General features: G+C 63.4%; 10 protein-coding genes and 1 tRNA gene. 7 read left to right on the forward strand and 4 right to left on the reverse strand.

Annotated features, from left to right (window positions below):
* Positions 1–33 precede the first annotated feature (33 nt).
* From NKI72_RS00445 to NKI72_RS00455, 3 genes are read left to right on the forward strand one after another with little or no spacing between them, the layout of a single operon-like run.
* Positions 34–882, forward strand: a complete 849-nt coding sequence (locus NKI72_RS00445) for a dimethylarginine dimethylaminohydrolase family protein (RefSeq protein ID WP_352849812.1) — start codon at positions 34–36, stop codon at positions 880–882.
* A complete protein-coding gene (locus NKI72_RS00450; RefSeq protein WP_352849767.1) occupies positions 879–2,459 on the forward strand; it encodes a 5-guanidino-2-oxopentanoate decarboxylase in 1,581 nt (526 codons plus the stop codon). Before NKI72_RS00445 ends, NKI72_RS00450 begins: the two co-directional genes overlap by 4 nt.
* A gap of 57 nt (positions 2,460–2,516) precedes the next feature.
* Entirely contained in the window at positions 2,517–3,224 is a 708-nt protein-coding gene (locus NKI72_RS00455) for an SDR family NAD(P)-dependent oxidoreductase (protein ID WP_352849768.1), read from the forward strand.
* Positions 3,225–3,331: 107 nt separating this feature from the next.
* Here NKI72_RS00455 and rpsA read toward each other — a convergent pair whose 3' ends face one another.
* From rpsA to aroA, 3 genes are all read right to left on the reverse strand, one after another.
* On the reverse strand, positions 3,332–5,029 hold the full coding sequence (rpsA, locus tag NKI72_RS00460) for a 30S ribosomal protein S1 (RefSeq protein ID WP_023676278.1): 1,698 nt from the start codon (positions 5,027–5,029) through the stop codon (positions 3,332–3,334).
* Positions 5,030–5,233: 204 nt separating this feature from the next.
* A complete protein-coding gene (gene cmk / locus NKI72_RS00465; protein WP_352849769.1) occupies positions 5,234–5,884 on the reverse strand; it encodes a (d)CMP kinase in 651 nt (216 codons plus the stop codon).
* A 273-nt stretch (positions 5,885–6,157) separates the two neighbouring features.
* A complete protein-coding gene (gene aroA, locus NKI72_RS00470; protein ID WP_352849770.1) occupies positions 6,158–7,516 on the reverse strand; it encodes a 3-phosphoshikimate 1-carboxyvinyltransferase in 1,359 nt (452 codons plus the stop codon).
* A gap of 194 nt (positions 7,517–7,710) precedes the next feature.
* Between aroA and NKI72_RS00475 the strand changes: the two genes are divergently transcribed.
* Together NKI72_RS00475 and NKI72_RS00480 are read left to right on the forward strand one after the other, a co-directional pair.
* Positions 7,711–8,100: a TIGR02300 family protein gene (locus NKI72_RS00475; protein ID WP_023676282.1), complete on the forward strand. Its 390-nt coding sequence runs from the start codon at positions 7,711–7,713 to the stop codon at positions 8,098–8,100.
* Positions 8,101–8,263: 163 nt separating this feature from the next.
* Positions 8,264–8,339: transfer RNA gene (locus NKI72_RS00480), tRNA-Ala, on the forward strand.
* Positions 8,340–8,568: 229 nt separating this feature from the next.
* Here the strand turns inward: NKI72_RS00480 and NKI72_RS00485 are convergent.
* On the reverse strand, positions 8,569–9,117 hold the full coding sequence (locus tag NKI72_RS00485) for a hypothetical protein (RefSeq protein ID WP_352767277.1): 549 nt from the start codon (positions 9,115–9,117) through the stop codon (positions 8,569–8,571).
* 44 nt (positions 9,118–9,161) lie between these two features.
* On the opposite strand from NKI72_RS00485, the gene NKI72_RS00490 reads away from it, so the two are divergent.
* Together NKI72_RS00490 and NKI72_RS00495 are read left to right on the forward strand one after the other, a co-directional pair.
* Entirely contained in the window at positions 9,162–14,873 is a 5,712-nt protein-coding gene (locus NKI72_RS00490) for a HAMP domain-containing protein (RefSeq protein ID WP_352501159.1), read from the forward strand.
* A 52-nt stretch (positions 14,874–14,925) separates the two neighbouring features.
* Positions 14,926–16,992, forward strand: coding sequence for a PAS domain-containing hybrid sensor histidine kinase/response regulator (locus tag NKI72_RS00495; RefSeq protein WP_352813849.1), 2,067 nt, complete (start codon positions 14,926–14,928; stop codon positions 16,990–16,992).
* Positions 16,993–17,084: the final 92 nt, after the last annotated feature.

Raw genomic sequence — 17,084 nt, forward strand, 5'->3', positions numbered from 1 at the left:
AATTTAGTGGGCAAAGCATACGGGTCGCAGTCGATGGCCGGGCCGCTGCAGCGCGTGCTGATGCGCTCCGCCGCCAGCACCATGCGTCGGGCCGAAGCGCTGGATTGGCACTATGGCCCCGGCTTCGATCCGCAAAAAGCGGCGGCCCAGCATGATGCACTGGCCAGGCTGATTTCTGTCTCAGGCGCCGAAATCGAATGGCTGAGCGACGCCGATGACGGGCTTGCCGATTCGGTCTTTACCCACGATCCGTCGCTGATGACCGACCATGGCGCGGTTATCCTCGCCATGGGCAAGGCGCTGCGCCGGCCAGAGCCCGGCCTGCATGAGGCGGCCTATGGGCGCATGGGCATCCCCATCCTCGGCCGTATCGAGGCTCCCGGCCAGGTCGAGGGCGGCGACTGCGTGTGGGTGGATGCAAACACGCTGGCCGTCGGCCGCGGCGTGCGCACCAATCAGCACGGCATCCAGCAGCTCTCCAACCTGCTTTCACCCAAGGGCATCCAGGTCTATGGCTTCGACCTGCCGCTCTGGCAGGGCGAGGAGGCCTGCCTGCATCTGATGTCGGTGATCAGCCCGCTCGCAGACGATCTGGCGCTGGTCTATGCGCCCCTCCTGCCGGTCGCATTCCACCAGATGCTGCGCGAACGCGGCATTTGGCTGGTCGAGGGCGACGCCGACGAATTCTTCGCCTCGAATGGGCTCAGCCTGAACGTGCTGCCGACCGCGCCGCGCCAGGTTATCGCCGTTGCCGGTTTTCCGAAGACGGCGGCTGCCATGCAAGCCGCCGGCTGTACGGTCTCGACATTCGAGGCCGATGCGCTGTGTATTGCCTGCGAGGGCGGTCCTACCTGCCTCACACGCCCGGTGCTAAGACAATGACGACCATCGGCGAAGCGCTCATCACTTTGCTCGAAGCGCACGGCGTCGACACCGTCTTCGGCATTCCCGGCGTACACACGGTCGAGCTCTATCGCGGGCTTGCGCGATCGAAGATCCGTCACGTCACGCCGCGCCACGAGCAGGGCGCCGGCTTCATGGCTGACGGCTATGCGCGCGCCAGCGGCAGGCCGGGTATCGCCTTCGTCATCACCGGGCCGGGGCTGACCAACACCATCACCGCCATGGGTCAGGCGCGCGCCGATTCGGTGCCGATGCTGGTGATCTCGGGCGTCAACGCCACGCCGACGCTGGGCAAAGGCCTTGGCCATCTGCATGAACTGCCGGACCAGCGCGGCATGATGGAGAAGGTGGCGCTGTTTTCGCACCGTGTCACCGAGGCCGGCGAACTGCCCGGCGTGCTCGCCCGCGCCTTTGCGCTGTTCTCATCCTCGCGTCCGGGTCCCGTGCATATTGAGATCCCGACCGATGTCATGACCATGCCGGCCAACGGCATCGTGCCGCTGCTGCGGAATTCAGCGCCGCCCGAGCCGGATGTAGCGGCGATTGCCGAGGCGGCAAGGCTATGCGCGTCTGCCCGCCGGCCGCTTATCCTGGCCGGCGGCGGCGCCAAAGCTGCCGAAGCGCCGTTGCAGCGCCTGGCCGAGAGGTTGGGAGCGCCGGTCGTCCAGACCGCCAATGCGCGCGGCCTGCTCTATCGCCATCCGCTTGGCGTGCCGGCCAGCCCCAGCCTGAAGGCGGTGCGTGCGCTGATGGCCGGCGCCGACCTGGTCATTGCCGCCGGCACCGAATTCGGTCCGACCGACTATGACGGCTATGGCGACGGCGGTTTTGTCCTGCCAGCCAATCTGATCCGCATCGACATCGGCGCCGACCAGCTTGCCCGCCGGTCGGCCCGGATTTCGATCCAGGCCGATTGCGGTGCAGCGCTCGAGGCGCTGCGTGCCGAACTCGGCACGGGCCAGGCGCAATCGGTCGACGGCGCCGCTCGCGCCGCCGCGACGCGGCAAGCGGCCTTTGCCGAGATCGGCCCGGCTATGCAGGCGCAATTGCGCGCCGTCGAGACGATCCGCGATGCGCTGCCTGGCGCGATCATCGTCGGCGATTCGACCCAGCCGGTCTACGCCGCTAACCTCTATTACAATCACGACCGGCCGGGCGGCTGGTTCAACGCCGCCACCGGCTTCGGCGCGCTTGGCTATGGCCCGCCGGCGGCAATCGGTGCCGTCCTTGCCAGGCCTGAGGCGCCGGTCGTTTGCCTCACCGGCGACGGCGGCTTCCAGTTCACCCTGCCGGAACTGGGCGCCGCGCTCGACGCGGCGGCGCCGGTGATCTTCGCCGTCTGGAACAATCGTGGCTACCGCGAGATCGAAACCTCGATGCTCGACGTCGGCGTCGAGCCGGTCGGCGTCTCCCCGGCACCGCCGGATTTCTGCAAATTGGCCGAAGCGTACGGCATTGCCGCCGAGCGGATTTCCGGCACCGGCGGCTTGGCGGACGCGCTTGGGCGCGCGCGGGCGACTGGACGACCTTACGTCATCGAGATTTCGGTTGAGTGATCGCGCGAAAGGCGCGACCTTCCGCATCGGCGGCGCGCAATGACGGAGCGGTCGAATATGACGGAAACACTGGACGGCAGACATATCGTGGTGACCGGCGGCACCGGTGCCCTTGGCGGCGCGGTCGTAGGAAAACTGCTGGAGCAGGGCGCGATCTGCCATGTGCCCAATGCCCACGCTGCCGCGCCTGCGCATTTTCCCTTTCCGGCGCATGACCGCGTCAGGCTGGCGCACAATGTCGACCTTGCCGATCCTGCCAAGGTCGACGCCTTCTATGCCAGCGTTCCAGATCTAAGGGCATCGGTGCATCTGGCCGGCGGCTTCACCGCGGCGCCGGTCGAGAAGATCGAGCCCGCCTCCTTCGCCGAGATGATGGACACCAACGCCCGCACTACCTTTCTGTGCTGCCGCGCGGCGATACGCTCGATGCTGGAATCTTCCGTGCCGGGTCGCATCGTCAATGTCACCGCGCGAGCCGGGCTCGATCCGCGGCGCGGCTCCGGCAAGGTGGCCTACGCCGCCGCCAAGGCGGCAGTCGCCGCGATGACCGTGGCGATAGCCGAAGAGCTGAAGGGCAACGGCATCCTGGTCAACGCCGTGGCGCCTTCGACGCTCGACACGCCGGCCAACCGGGCTGACATGCCGAACGCAGATTTCAGCAGATGGGTCAGCCTTGAAGCGGCGGCCGAGGCCATTGCCTACCTTGCCTCGCCGGCCAACATGGCGATCAGCGGCACGCTGGTGCCACTCTACGGCCGGGCCTGAGCCTGCGGTCCGTTCGCAAGCAAAGGGTCACAAGCAAAAGCCCCGCCGGATCGTTCCGGCGGGGCTTTTTGTTTCGTTTTATAACCCGCGCGAGGCGCGGTGTTGGCTTAGCTGCCCTGCTTCTTCAGCGCGGCACCCAAAATATCGCCCAGCGAAGCGCCGGAATCGGTTGAGCCGTACTGAGCGACCGCTTCCTTCTCTTCGGCGATTTCCAGCGCCTTGATCGAGACCTGCAGCTTGCGGGTCTTCTTGTCGAAGGCGATGACGCGGGCGTCGACTTTCTGGCCGACGGTGAAGCGCTCGGGGCGCTGCTCGTCGCGGTCACGGCTGAGGTCGGAGCGCTTGATGAAGGTCTCGATGCCGCTGTCGACCAGCCGCACTTCCAGACCGCCATCCTTCACGCCGATAACCTCGCAGGTGACGACTGCGTTCTTGCGCAGTTCGCCTGACGTCGCTGCTTCGCCGACCGTGTCCTTGGCCAGCTGCTTGATGCCGAGCGAGATGCGCTCCTTGTCTATGTCGACGTCGAGCACCTGCGCCTTGACCATGTCACCGCGATTGTACTCCTCGATCACCTGCTCGCCCGGACGGGTCCAGTCGAGGTCGGAAAGGTGGACCATGCCGTCGACGTCGCCTTCGAGGCCGATGAACAGGCCGAACTCGGTCTTGTTCTTGACCTCGCCCTCCACCTGGCTTCCGACCGGATGGCTGCGCGCGAAGGCCTCCCACGGGTTTTCCAGAGTCTGCTTGAGGCCAAGCGAGATGCGGCGCTTGGCCGGATCGACTTCGAGCACCACCACGTCGACTTCCTGCGTCGTCGACAGGATCTTGCCGGGATGCACGTTCTTCTTGGTCCACGACATTTCCGAAACGTGGATGAGGCCTTCGATGCCCGGCTCCAGCTCGACGAACGCGCCGTAGTCGGTGATGTTGGTGACGGTACCCTTGATCTTCTTGCCGATCGGGAACTTGGTGCCGATCTCGGACCACGGATCGCTCTCGAGCTGCTTCATGCCGAGCGAGATGCGGTGGGTTTCCTGGTTGATGCGGATGATCTGCACCTTGACCGTCTGGCCGATATTGAGGATTTCGGTCGGATGATTGACGCGGCGCCATGCCATGTCGGTGACGTGCAGCAGGCCGTCGATGCCGCCGAGGTCGACGAACGCACCATAGTCGGTGATGTTCTTGACGACGCCTTCGACCACCTGGCCTTCTTCGAGATTCTGCACGATTTCCGAACGCTGTTCGGCGCGGCTCTCCTCGAGCACGGTGCGGCGCGACACCACGATGTTGCCGCGGCGGCGATCCATCTTGAGGATCTCGAAGGGCTGCGGGTTGTGCATCAGCGGCGAGACGTCGCGGATCGGGCGGATATCGACCTGGCTGCGCGGCAGGAAGGCCACGGCACCGTCGAGGTCGACGGTGAAGCCGCCCTTGACCTGGTTGAAGATGACGCCTTCGACGCGTTCGCCCTTGGTGAACTTCTCTTCGAGACGGACCCAGCTCTCTTCGCGGCGGGCCTTTTCGCGCGACAGCATGGCTTCGCCAAGCGCGTTCTCGATACGCTCGACATAGACCTCGACCGTGTCGCCGACCTTGAGGGTCGTGTCCTTGCCCTTGACGCCGAATTCCTTCAGCGGCACGCGGCCTTCGACCTTGAGGCCAACGTCGATGATGGCCATGTCCTTTTCAATGGCAGTGATGATGCCCTTGACGACCTGGCCTTCGCCGGAATGGCCGGCGGAAAATGATTCTTCGAGCAGGCTCGCGAAATCATCGCGAGTGGGGTTTGCAACTGACATAGTTTCTCCTGGAATGCCCCGCAATCTGTCGCGGGGCGGGCGCCGTGGGTTAGCGTTGCGTTGGCCTGCCGGCGTACCGGGCAAAAAGCCCTTGGCCGCCCTTGAGCGGCAATTCCGGCGCATGAAGAATGCTGGCAGGCTGGTTCATACCCGATATGGGAATTCTTGTTGTCGCCGGCAATCGGCGGCGGCAGGAAACCCGGCTCAGGCTTCGTTTCTCTTGGCCAGGACGTTGTCGATGATCGCCTGAGCTGCCAGAAACGCGGCCTCTATAGCCATTTCCGACGTGTCGAGCAAGTGCGCATCGGCCGCCGGCTTCAAGGGCGAGTCCATGCGGCCCATGTCGCGCTCGTCGCGGCGCACGATATCGGCAAGGATTTCGTCGAAATTGGCAGTGCCGCCGATGCTCTCGATTTCATCCAGCCGCCGCTTTGCCCGCACCTCGGCACTGGCCGTGACATAGAGTTTTACGTCGGCATCGGGACAGACGACGGTGCCGATGTCGCGGCCGTCGAGCACCGCGCCAGGCGGTGTTCTTGCGAAGTCACGCTGTTTCTCGACCAGGATGCGCCGCACCGACGGGATCACTGCCACTTTCGAAGCCGCCTCGCCAACGGCGTGTGCCGAAAGCACTGCGCGGTCGAGCTTTGCCGGATCGACCTGCCGGGCCGCGGTTTCAGCGGCCGAAACATTGTCGAGCGGCAGGCCGAGCCGGAGCAGCGCATGCGCCACCGCGCGATAGGTAAGGCCGGTATCGAGCAGGTTCAACCGGTAATGGTCGGCGAGCCGTCGGGCGAGGGTGCCCTTTCCGGCACCGGCAGGGCCGTCGATGGCTATGGTGAAAGTTGAGGTCATTGGCCGCCCACCGGAATCGAAAAGCGCAATGATCCAGATAGGCGTTGCGATCCTTCGCGCCCTCCTCTGTCCTGCCGGACATCTCCCCCACTTGGGGGGAGATCGGCGGCCATCACGGCTTTCGCCAATTGTCTACGTCGCAGGATTGAGCGGAGCGCCGAAGCTGCCAATCTCCCTCCTTGTGGGGGAGATGTCCGGCAGGACAGAGGGGGGCGCTGTCCCGCCGATGTTCCAGTTTGGCCCCAACCCCCAAGGCTATTGATTGCTATCAAGCTACTCGATCTCCGCCCCAAGCCCTTTCATCAGACCCATGAATTCCGGAAAGCTGGTCGCGATCATCGCCTGGTCGTCGATGGTCACGGGCTTTTCCGTCGCCAGCCCCATAACCAGAAAACTCATGGCGATGCGGTGGTCGAGATGGGTCTGGACGATGGTGCCCTGTCCGTTGGGATGCTGGCCGAGGCCCTTGCCGCCGGGTTTTCCGCGCACGACAAGCGAGGCCTCGCCTTCGCTGCAGTCCACGCCGTTGAGCTTCAGCCCTTCGGCCACTGCCGACAGACGGTCGGATTCCTTCACCCGAAGTTCTTCCAGCCCGAGCATCAGCGTCTCGCCCTCGGCGAAGCTGGCCGCCACGGCAAGCACCGGATACTCGTCGATCATGGTCGGCGCCCGTTCGGGCGGCACGGTGACGCCTTTCAGCTCGGAGTAACGCACGCGCAGATCGGCAACATCCTCGCCGCCTTCGTTGCGCGGCTCGATTATATCGATCCGGCCGCCCATTTCCTGCAGCGTCAACAGAAGTCCAGTGCGGGTCGGGTTCATCAGCACGTTTTCGATTGTAATGTCCGAACCCGGCACGATCAGCGCCGCCACCAGCGGAAAGCCGGCCGAGGAGGGGTCGCCAGGCACCGCGATCGTCTGCCCCATGAGCTTGCCCTGGCCTTCGATGAAAATGTGGCGCACGCCGCGCTCGTCGGTCTCGACCGACAAATTGGCGCCGAACCCCTTGAGCATTTTTTCGGTATGGTCGCGCGTCATAACCGGCTCGATGACGGTGGTGATGCCCGGCGTGTTCAGCCCAGCCAGCAGCACCGCCGACTTGACCTGTGCCGATGCCATCGGCACGCGGTAGGTGATCGGAGCGGCGTGCTTGGGCCCGTGCAGCGTGATCGGCATGCGGTCGCCGGGCGTCGCCTTCAGCACCTGCACGCCCATCTGGCGGAGCGGCTCGAGCACCCGGCCCATCGGCCGGCCGGACAGCGAGGCGTCGCCGATGAAGGTGGTTTCCATGTCATAGGTGCCGACCAGGCCCATGGTGAGGCGTGAGCCGGTGCCGGCATTGCCGAAATCGAGCGGGCCTTCCGGCTGCAGCAGCGCGCCGTTGCCGGTACCGCGGATCACCCACTCAGCGCCATGCTTCTCGATATGGGCGCCCATGGCCTTCATGGCAACGCCCGTACGCATCACATCCTCGCCTTCCAGCAGCCCGGTGATGCGGGTTTCGCCGGAGGCCAGGCCACCGAACATGAACGAGCGGTGCGAGATCGACTTGTCGCCCGGCACCCGTGCCGCGCCTGAAAGGCCAGATGATTTGCGGGCGGTGGCCTGCTTCGGGGCGGCAGTGTGCGACATGGTTCTTTCCTGGAAACGCCGGCGGCCGGCCATTTTCTGCTGGTTTGCGGGGTCTCCTATCATGGCGTGCCGAAATGGTCATCCCCTTGGTATGAAGGCCTTCGAATTCAAGCTTTTTGGGACGCCGGCTTTTCGCTTTGACAGCGCCGTAAACTCTGGTTAAGGGGACCAAACTTTCATCGACGAGGCTTGCTGTGGCAAAACCCGAACTTGGCACCAAACGCATCGACCCGGAGACAGGTCGAAAATTCTATGACTTGAACAAGGACCCGATCGTCTCGCCTTACACGGGCAAGAGCTATCCGCGCTCCTATTTCGAAGAAGGCAAGATCGCCGCCCTCGAGGAGGAAGAGGAAGTTGCCGAGAAGGAAGTGGACGCCGAGGAGGAAGAGGGCGTCGAGGTCGTCTCGCTCGAAGAGGCGGACGAGGACGCGAAGGCCGACGAGCTTCCCGATCTCGGCGATGACGAAGACGACGTTGACCTTGGCGATGACGAGGATGACACGTTCCTCGCCGACGAGGAGGAAGAAGACGACGACGTTGCCGACATGATCGGCGTCGGCGAAGACGACGACGAAGTCTGAGCGAACCGCATTCGCCGGCTTTCGCGGCGCTGCTTAGAAAAAGCGGTTCTTGAAGGCTTGATATTGACTGAAGGCGGGGTTAGAAGCCGCCTTCACTAACGGCGCGGTCTAGAACCCGCGCCGGATCTCTTCGCCGGAAACGGCGCCGGTGAACTGCCGGAGTGGGGCCATAGCTCAGTTGGGAGAGCGCTTGAATGGCATTCAAGAGGTCGTCGGTTCGATTCCGATTGGCTCCACCAGTTCTCTCCGCGAAAATCAGCAGAACGGCCGCCCCGCCCGCCGGGCTGGCCGCCGCCTATCGCAGAACCTAGCTGAGACTAGTTAATCGGCCGCCCGGCTTGGGCTCGCCGATCCATTCAGAAGTAATGAGCCCGTGCCCGGTCTGTGCATATTTCTGGCTGTGGTTTGAACCGCGAGCACCGGTCTGGACCAGGCCGCGGGCTGAAATGACCGCTGCGCAAAACTCCGTTACTTGTTGCAGTTCTGCATATCCGACGTCATGGCGCCGCTGGGGGTATTGTTGTCGGTATCGCTGCTCGCCGTATCCTTACAGCGGTCCTCCATACCGTTTGTCTGCGGCGTGGTGGCGTTCGTTGCGTTCGGATCGATCGTGTTCGGGGTAGTTGCGCTGCCGGTCCCGGTGTTGCCGCCGGAAGTGCCTGTGTTGACGCCGGTATTGCCATCGGCGCTACCGGTCCCGGAGCCCATGGATTGTGCCATGGCAGATGTGGCCAGGCCGATAGCAAGTAGGGATGCAGAGAGAATTTTCATCATCTTAGTGTCTCCATCGAGTTGCATCGCTGGATCGCGATCTATACCAACGAGAGTTTTTTCGAGATGTTCCGTTGGGCAGAAATATTGATCGATACAATCATTATGGATCTTTGTTGCTCGTCGTTTCGTGAATGCGGCTGCGAAATTCCTGCCGCATAGCGGCAATTTCGTCTGGAACCAAATCGAGCATGCCGCGTTCTTGCGCTTGCGGGGAGTTGTGTCGGCCGCAGGGGACAGTTTCACCAGGACATTCAAGAAATCCGTGAGCTGGGAGGGGCGCTGTGAGCGTGCTTGCATCCACAAGGCAATTGGACCGTCGTCAAATACTGAACGCGCTGAAGGCTTTTCGGAGCGGTGATTTCTCCGTTCGTATCGACAATGTCTACGCCGGCCTTGATTCCGAGATCGCCGACACCTTCAACGAAATCGTAGAACTCAACGATCAGGTCACGCGCGAGTTCGAACGCCTCAGCAAGGTCGTCGGCAAGGATGGCCGGATCGGCGAACGCGGCCGTGTCCGCAACGCCACCGGCAGTTGGGAATCGAGCGTCCGTTCCGTCAACGATCTGATCGAGGACATGGTTCAGCCGACGGCCGAAGTGGCGCGCGTCATCGGCGCGGTGGCCAAGGGTGACCTGTCGCAGACGATGATGGTCGAAATCGACGGCCGGCAGCTGCGCGGCGAGTTTCTGCGCATCGGCAAGATCGTCAACACCATGGTCGGGCAACTGGCCTCCTTCGCCTCGGAAGTGACGCGCGTGGCGCGCGAGGTCGGCACCGAAGGCAAGCTGGGCGGCCAGGCTCGCGTGAAAGGTGTGGCCGGAACCTGGAAGGACCTGACCGACAACGTCAACGCCATGGCGACGAACCTGACCGGGCAGGTGCGCAACATCGCCGAGGTGACGACCGCCGTCGCTTCCGGCGACCTGTCGAAGAAGATTACCGTCGACGTGAAAGGCGAAATCCTCGAACTCAAGAACACCATCAACACGATGGTCGACCAGCTCAATTCCTTCGCCTCGGAAGTGACGCGCGTCGCGCGCGAAGTCGGTACAGAAGGCAAGCTCGGCGGTCAGGCGCGCGTCGAAGGTGTCGGCGGCACCTGGAAGGACCTGACCGACAACGTGAACCTGATGGCCGAAAATCTGACAGGCCAGGTGCGCAATATCGCCGAGGTGACCACGGCCGTGGCGCTTGGCGACCTGTCGAAGAAAATCACGGTCGACGTCAAGGGCGAGATCCTGGAGCTGAAATCGACGATCAACACCATGGTCGACCAGCTGAACTCATTTGCCGGCGAAGTGACGCGTGTCGCCCGCGAGGTCGGCACCGAGGGCAAGCTCGGCGGCCAGGCTCAGGTGCGCGGCGTCGCCGGCACCTGGAAGGACTTGACCGACAACGTCAATTCGATGGCCGAGAACCTGACCGGCCAGGTCCGCAACATCGCCGAGGTGACGACTGCGGTCGCTTCGGGCGACTTGTCGAAGAAGATCACCGTCGCCGTGCAGGGCGAAATCCTCGAGCTCAAGGACACCATCAACACGATGGTCGACCAGCTCAATTCCTTCGCCTCGGAAGTGACGCGTGTGGCGCGCGAGGTCGGAACCGAAGGCAAGCTCGGCGGCCAGGCCGAGGTGAAGGGCGTCGGCGGCACCTGGAAGGACCTGACCGATAACGTCAACCTGATGGCCGCCAACCTGACCGGCCAGGTCCGCAACATCGCCGAGGTGACGACCGCCGTTGCCCGCGGCGACCTGTCGAAGAAGATCACCGTCGACGTCAAGGGCGAAATCCTCGAGCTCAAGGACACCGTCAACACGATGGTCGATCAGCTCAATTCCTTCGCCTCGGAAGTGACGCGTGTGGCGCGCGAAGTGGGGTCGGAGGGCAAGCTCGGCGGTCAGGCGCATGTCGAGGGCGTCGGCGGCACCTGGAAAGATTTGACCGACAACGTCAATGCCATGGCCGGCAATCTGACCGTGCAATTACGCGACGTCTCCAAGGTAGCAACCGCGATTGCGACCGGCGACCTGACCCAGAAGATCACCGTCGATGCATTGGGCGAGATCCTGCAGATCAAGGACGTCATCAATACGATGGTCGACCAGCTGAATTCCTTCGCCTCCGAGGTGACGCGCGTGGCGCGCGAAGTCGGTTCGGACGGCAAGCTCGGCGGCCAGGCGCAGGTGCGCGGCGTTGCCGGTACCTGGAAAGACCTGACCGACAACGTCAATGCGATGGCCGCCAATCTGACCGGCCAGGTGCGCAACATCGCCGAGGTGACGACGGCAGTGGCGCTGGGCGACCTGTCGAAGAAGATCACCGTCGATGTGCGCGGCGAGATCCTCGAGCTGAAGGACACCATCAATACGATGGTCGACCAGCTGAATTCCTTTGCCTCGGAGGTGACGCGCGTGGCGCGCGAGGTCGGCACCGAAGGCAAGCTCGGCGGCCAGGCGCAGGTGCGCGGCGTTGCCGGCACCTGGAAGGATCTGACCGACAATGTGAATTCGATGGCCGAGAACCTGACCGGCCAGGTCCGCAACATCGCCGAGGTGACCACCGCTGTGGCGCGCGGCGACCTGTCGAAGAAGATCACCGTCGACGTCAAGGGCGAGATCCTGGAGCTGAAATCGACGATCAACACCATGGTCGACCAGCTGAACTCCTTTGCCGGCGAAGTGACGCGTGTCGCCCGCGAGGTCGGCACCGAGGGCAAGCTCGGCGGCCAGGCGCGGGTCGAGGGCGTCGCCGGCACCTGGAAGGACCTGACCGACAACGTCAATCTGATGGCGACGAACCTGACCAACCAGGTGCGCGGCATCGCCGATGTCGTGACCGCGGTCGCGCAAGGCAATCTCAAGCGCAAGCTGACGGTCGATGCCAAGGGCGAGATCGCCTCGCTCGCCGACACCATCAACGGCATGATCGAGACGCTGGCGACCTTCGCCGACCAGGTGACCAACGTCGCCCGCGAAGTGGGCATCGAAGGCAAGCTCGGCGGCCAGGCCCGGGTGCCCGGCGCTGCCGGCCTTTGGCGCGACCTGACCGACAACGTCAATCAGCTCGCGGCCAACCTGACCACCCAGGTGCGCGCCATCGCCGAGGTGTCGACGGCGGTGACCAAGGGCGATCTGACCCGCTCGATCAGCGTCCAGGCCTCCGGCGAGGTGGCGGCGCTGAAAGACAACATCAACGAGATGATCCGCAATCTGAAGGACCAGACGCTGAAGAATGCCGAGCAGGACTGGCTGAAGACCAATCTCGCCCGCTTCTCGCGCATGCTGCAGGGCGAGCGTGACCTGGCCACGGTCTCGCGCCTCATCATGTCCGAACTCGCCCCGCTGGTGAATGCGCAATATGGCGTGTTCTATGTGACCAACCGCGACGAGGATGAATTCTATCTGGAGCTCGCCGCCTCCTATGGCGCCGAAAGCAAGGCGGAAATCAAGCAACGCCTCGATCTGCGTGAAGGGCTTGTCGGGCAGAGTGCCGCCGACAAGCGCGCCATCATGCTGGACAATGTGCCGCCGAATTTCCTGCGCGTTACCTCCGGCCTTGGCAATGCCGCGCCGGCGAACGTGATCATTCTTCCGGCTCTGTTCGAGGACGAGGTGAAGGCCGTCATCGAACTCGCCTCGTTCAGCGAATTCCGCGACACGCACCAGTCCTTCCTCAACCAGCTGATGGAATCCGTCGGCATCGTTCTCAACACCATCGCCGCCACCATGCGTACCGAAGGCCTGCTCAAGCAGTCGCAGCTGCTGACCTCGGAATTGCAGGCGCGTCAGACCGAACTGACCAAGAAGCAGGAGGAGCTGCACGCCACCAACGAGGAGCTGCAGGAAAAGGCGCAGCTGCTCGAGAACGAAAAGAAGCAGGTGGAGAACAAGAACCTGGAAATCGAGATGGCGCGGCGGGCGCTGGAGGAGAAGGCCGAGCAGCTGGCGCTTACCTCGAAATACAAGTCGGAATTCCTCGCCAATATGAGCCACGAACTGCGCACGCCGCTGAACTCGCTGCTCATCCTTTCAAACCTGCTCGCAACCAACCAGCAGGGCAATCTCAACGACAAGCAGGTCGAGTTCGCGCGCACCATCAATTCGGCCGGCACCGACCTTTTGAGCCTGATCAACGACATCCTCGACCTGTCGAAGATCGAATCGGGCACCGTCTCGATCGACATCAACGACATGCCGGTGGTGCATCTTCGCCAGCACATGGAGCGAACCTTCCGGCAACTGGCGACCGACAAGGGACTTGGCTTCACCATCAACGTCGATCCCGAGCTTCCGGAGACCGTCCGCACCGACGAGAAGCGATTGCAGCAAATCGTGCTCAACCTTTTGTCGAACGCGTTCAAGTTCACCTCGCAAGGCGAGGTCCGCTTGAATTTCCGGGCCGAAAAGGCGGGCCGTCACAACGGTTCGGCGCAACCCATGGAGGCGCTCGCGATCGTCGTCAGCGATACCGGCATCGGTATTCCGCAGGACAAGCAGAAGCTGATCTTCGAAGCCTTCCAGCAGGCCGACGGCACCACAAGCCGCAAATATGGCGGCACTGGGCTTGGGCTTTCGATCAGCCGGGAGATTGCCCGGCTGCTTGGCGGCGAATTGAGGGTCGAGAGCACGCCGGGCAAGGGTTCGACGTTCACTCTGGTCATTCCATTCGACGGACCCCGGATGGCCTTGGCCCCGCAAGCGGCGTTGCTGCCGGCGATGGAGGTGGCCGCGACGACGGCGCAGCCGAGCCCGCCGTCCTCCGAATTGCTCGATGACCGCGACACGATCTCGTCGGAAGATCGGGTCGTGCTGATCGTGGAGGACGACCCGACCTTCGGCGGTTTGCTGCTCGGCCTTGCACGTTCGGCCGGGCTGAAAGGCGTCCTGTCGACCGCGGGCTCCGGCACGCTGGCTTTGGCACGCAAGCTGGTTCCCGACGCGATTACGCTCGATCTCGGACTGTCGGATATCGACGGCTGGGTGCTGTTCGATCTGCTTCGCCATGACCCGAAAACCAAGGACATTCCCGTTCATGTCATCTCGGGCGCCGAAGACATCGAGGTGCTTGCCCGCAAGGGTGCATCCAGCATTTCAACCAAGCCCGTATCGTCGGACGAACTGATGAAGGTCTTCCAGGATATTCATTCCAGAAAGCTCCGCGTCCAGAGCCGCGTCCTGATTGCCGATCCCGATCCCGAGCGCCGCCTTTCGCTGATCGAGGCGATCCGCGACGGCGTCACCTCGGTCACCGCGATCGGCCGCGTCGCCGCGAATGCGGACGATATCGGCATCGCCAACTATGATGCCGTTGTGCTCGGCTTTGGCCGCTCGGCCAAGGACAACGCCCAGATGCTGGATGAGATTGCCGTCCTGTTCGGACAGTCGGTGTCGCGGCTGCTGTTCTTTGCGCCTCATCCGGAAGCGCTGCAACAGTCGCTTGCCTTGCATCCGGCATTGGCGGACGTTCCGCGGGCGGAGAATTTCGCGCAGCTGGCTCTCCTGATATCCGCGACGCTCCCGGGGCGAGGCCACGACAACAATAGTGCGGCAGCCGAACAGCCGGACAAGTTCGACCTCGCCGGCGCAAAGGTCCTCATCGTCGACGACGACATCCGCAACATCTATTCACTCACCAGCGTTCTCGAGACCTATGACATCCAGGTGCTGCATGCGGAGCGTGGCCGGGAAGGTATCGCGCTTCTGGAGCAGAGCCCGGACATCGATGCGGCACTGATCGATATCATGATGCCGGAAATGGATGGCTACGAGACGATGCGGCAGATCCGCAGCATGCCGGCGATCGCCCATATCCCGTTGATCTCGGTCACAGCCAAGGCAATGAAGGGCGACCGGCAGAAGTGCCTCGACGCCGGCGCCTCCGACTACATCGCCAAGCCTGTCGACCTTGATCTGCTGCTGGCATTGCTGCGTGTCTGGATCGGCCGTTCGCGATCCCGTGTTCATGGTCCGGAAAAGACGCTCATGGCAGTGAACTGACGGCCGCTCGATGCAGAAACTGTCGAGAAACGGAGCAAGGAAGCTGGAGGTTATGGCGCCGGCAGCAGGGCCGGCAAAGGCGCGCATCCTGGCCGTGGATGACGACGAGCGCAATCTGCTGGCGATCGGCGAGGTTCTGGCCCCTATCGGTGAAGTCGTCTGCGTGCAGTCGGGCGAAGAGGCGTTGCGCGCACTGCTGAAGGAGGATTTCGCAGTCATCCTGCTGGATGTGCTGATGCCCCGGCTGGATGGCTACGAGACCGCGGGATTGATCCGCCAGCGCGAGCAATCCAGGCGAACGCCGATAATTTTTCTCACCGCCATCAACAAGGAAGACGCGCACATGCTGCGCGGCTACGACGCCGGCGCGGTCGATTACGTGTTCAAGCCTTTCGACCCGGCCATGCTGCGTTCCAAGGTCGCCGTGTTCGTCGAACTTCATGAGAAGACGCTGGAAATCCAGCAAAAGGCGGCTGCCGAGCAACGGCTGCTGGCCCAGGCACTGCAGGCGCAGAAGGAAAAGCTCGAGGCCGAGCGAGCCCTGCGCAGCGCCCAGGAGCGGCAGCATGCCATTTTGAGCTCTCTTCCGGTCTGCTTCCACGCAAGGGCGGCGGAGCCGCCGTTCGGCGCCAGCTTTGTCACCGAAGGGGTCGAACGCCTGACCGGCTTTCCTCCCGAACGCCTGACATCCGATCCAGGCTTCGGCCTGAGCCGGGTTCATCCCGACGATCTGCCGAGAGTGAGGGAGGTCCTGCTCGCAGCCAAGGCCGCCGGCTCCTACACCTGCGAATTCCGCTGGCAATGCGCCGACGGCAATTACCGGATTTTTCTCGACCAGGGCGTCCTGTCGAATGGCTCCGACGGCAAAGAGCCTGAGATCCTCGGCACGTTGCTGGACGTTACCGAGCGGCGCGAGCTTGAGAACCAGCTGCTGCAATCGCAGCGCCTCGACGCGATCGGCAAGCTTACCGGCGGGCTGGCGCATGATTTCAACAATCTGCTTGCCGCAATTCTCAGCGGATTGGGATTGCTCGAGCGCCACGCCGAGTTCGATGGACAGACCAGGCAGGTTCTGGAACTGACACGCCGGTCGGCAAAACAAGGCGCCGAGCTCGTCAACCGCATGCTTGCGTTCTCGCGCCGCCAGACGCTGAGGCCGCAGGCCGTGCGCCTCGCCGCGCTCGGCGATACAATGAACGGGTTGGTGGCCCCGGTCCTGGGCGGCCTGATCCGTTTCGATTGGCTTGTCGACGACACTGTGTGGCCGGCGCATGTCGATGCCAGCCAGCTGGAGCTCGCGCTGATGAACCTGGTCTTCAACGCGCGCGATGCCATGCCGTCCGGCGGCACGATAATCGTGGAGGCGCAAAATCGAACGCTAGGCCGTGCAGCCGAGGATATTTCGGCGGGCGACTATGTCGTGGTCACCGTCAAGGACACCGGGTCGGGCATACCGGCTGACATTCTCGCCAAGGTCGTCGAACCGTTCTTCACCACAAAACCGGTCGGCAAGGGCACTGGCCTCGGTCTGAGCACGGTGCATGGTTTCGTCAAGCAATCGGGCGGCACGCTTCGCATTGAAAGCACCGTCGGCAGTGGAACATCCGTCCAGCTCTGGCTGCCGCGTTCAATCGAGCGTCCGGTCGAAATCCCCGAGAAATCCGATGCCGACGACAGCGTCGTGAATGCCGGCGAGGACTATCCATCGGTCCTGCTGATCGACGACAGCAACGTACTGCGGGAACTGACGGCGCAATCGCTTCGCCAACACGGCTTTGCGGTTACCTGTGCCGCGGGCGGTGCCGAAGCGCTGGCGATGATCGAGCGCGCGCCGTACGATTTCGATGTCATCGTCACCGATTTTGCCATGCCGCTCGTCTCGGGCCTGGAGGTCATTCGGTTCGCCCGCAATCTGCGGGCCGATTGGCCGGCGGTGATGATAACCGGATATGCCGATGCCGACGCGATCGCCGGCCGGCCCCCCGACGTGCCGCTGCTCGGCAAACCGCTGCGCGATAAGGATCTGGTGGAGAGCATTCTTGCAGCGGCCGCGCGCGCCGGCTCGCAGAAAGCCAGGCAGGCCCAGCCGGTGAAAGGCGGGTACCGGTTTTCGACCTGAGGAGACAAGCCTCATCGAATCGAAACGGTACGTTCCGTATCCACGCGACATCCAGCCTGTGCGCAACACGGGGCGCCGGCCATGCCGCGCTC

Source organism: Mesorhizobium sp. M0437, assembly GCF_040321335.1.
Classification (GTDB): Bacteria; Pseudomonadota; Alphaproteobacteria; order Rhizobiales; family Rhizobiaceae; genus Mesorhizobium.

Coding starts and splice junctions, on each gene's coding strand:
- NKI72_RS00445 (WP_352849812.1), top strand. CDS start 34: ATGGCCGGGCCGCTGCAGCGCGTGCTGATGCGCTCCGCCGCCAGCACC.
- NKI72_RS00450 (WP_352849767.1), top strand. CDS start 879: ATGACGACCATCGGCGAAGCGCTCATCACTTTGCTCGAAGCGCACGGC.
- NKI72_RS00455 (WP_352849768.1), top strand. CDS start 2,517: ATGACGGAAACACTGGACGGCAGACATATCGTGGTGACCGGCGGCACC.
- rpsA (WP_023676278.1), bottom strand. CDS start 5,029: ATGTCAGTTGCAAACCCCACTCGCGATGATTTCGCGAGCCTGCTCGAA.
- cmk (WP_352849769.1), bottom strand. CDS start 5,884: ATGACCTCAACTTTCACCATAGCCATCGACGGCCCTGCCGGTGCCGGA.
- aroA (WP_352849770.1), bottom strand. CDS start 7,516: ATGTCGCACACTGCCGCCCCGAAGCAGGCCACCGCCCGCAAATCATCT.
- NKI72_RS00495 (WP_352813849.1), top strand. CDS start 14,926: ATGGCGCCGGCAGCAGGGCCGGCAAAGGCGCGCATCCTGGCCGTGGAT.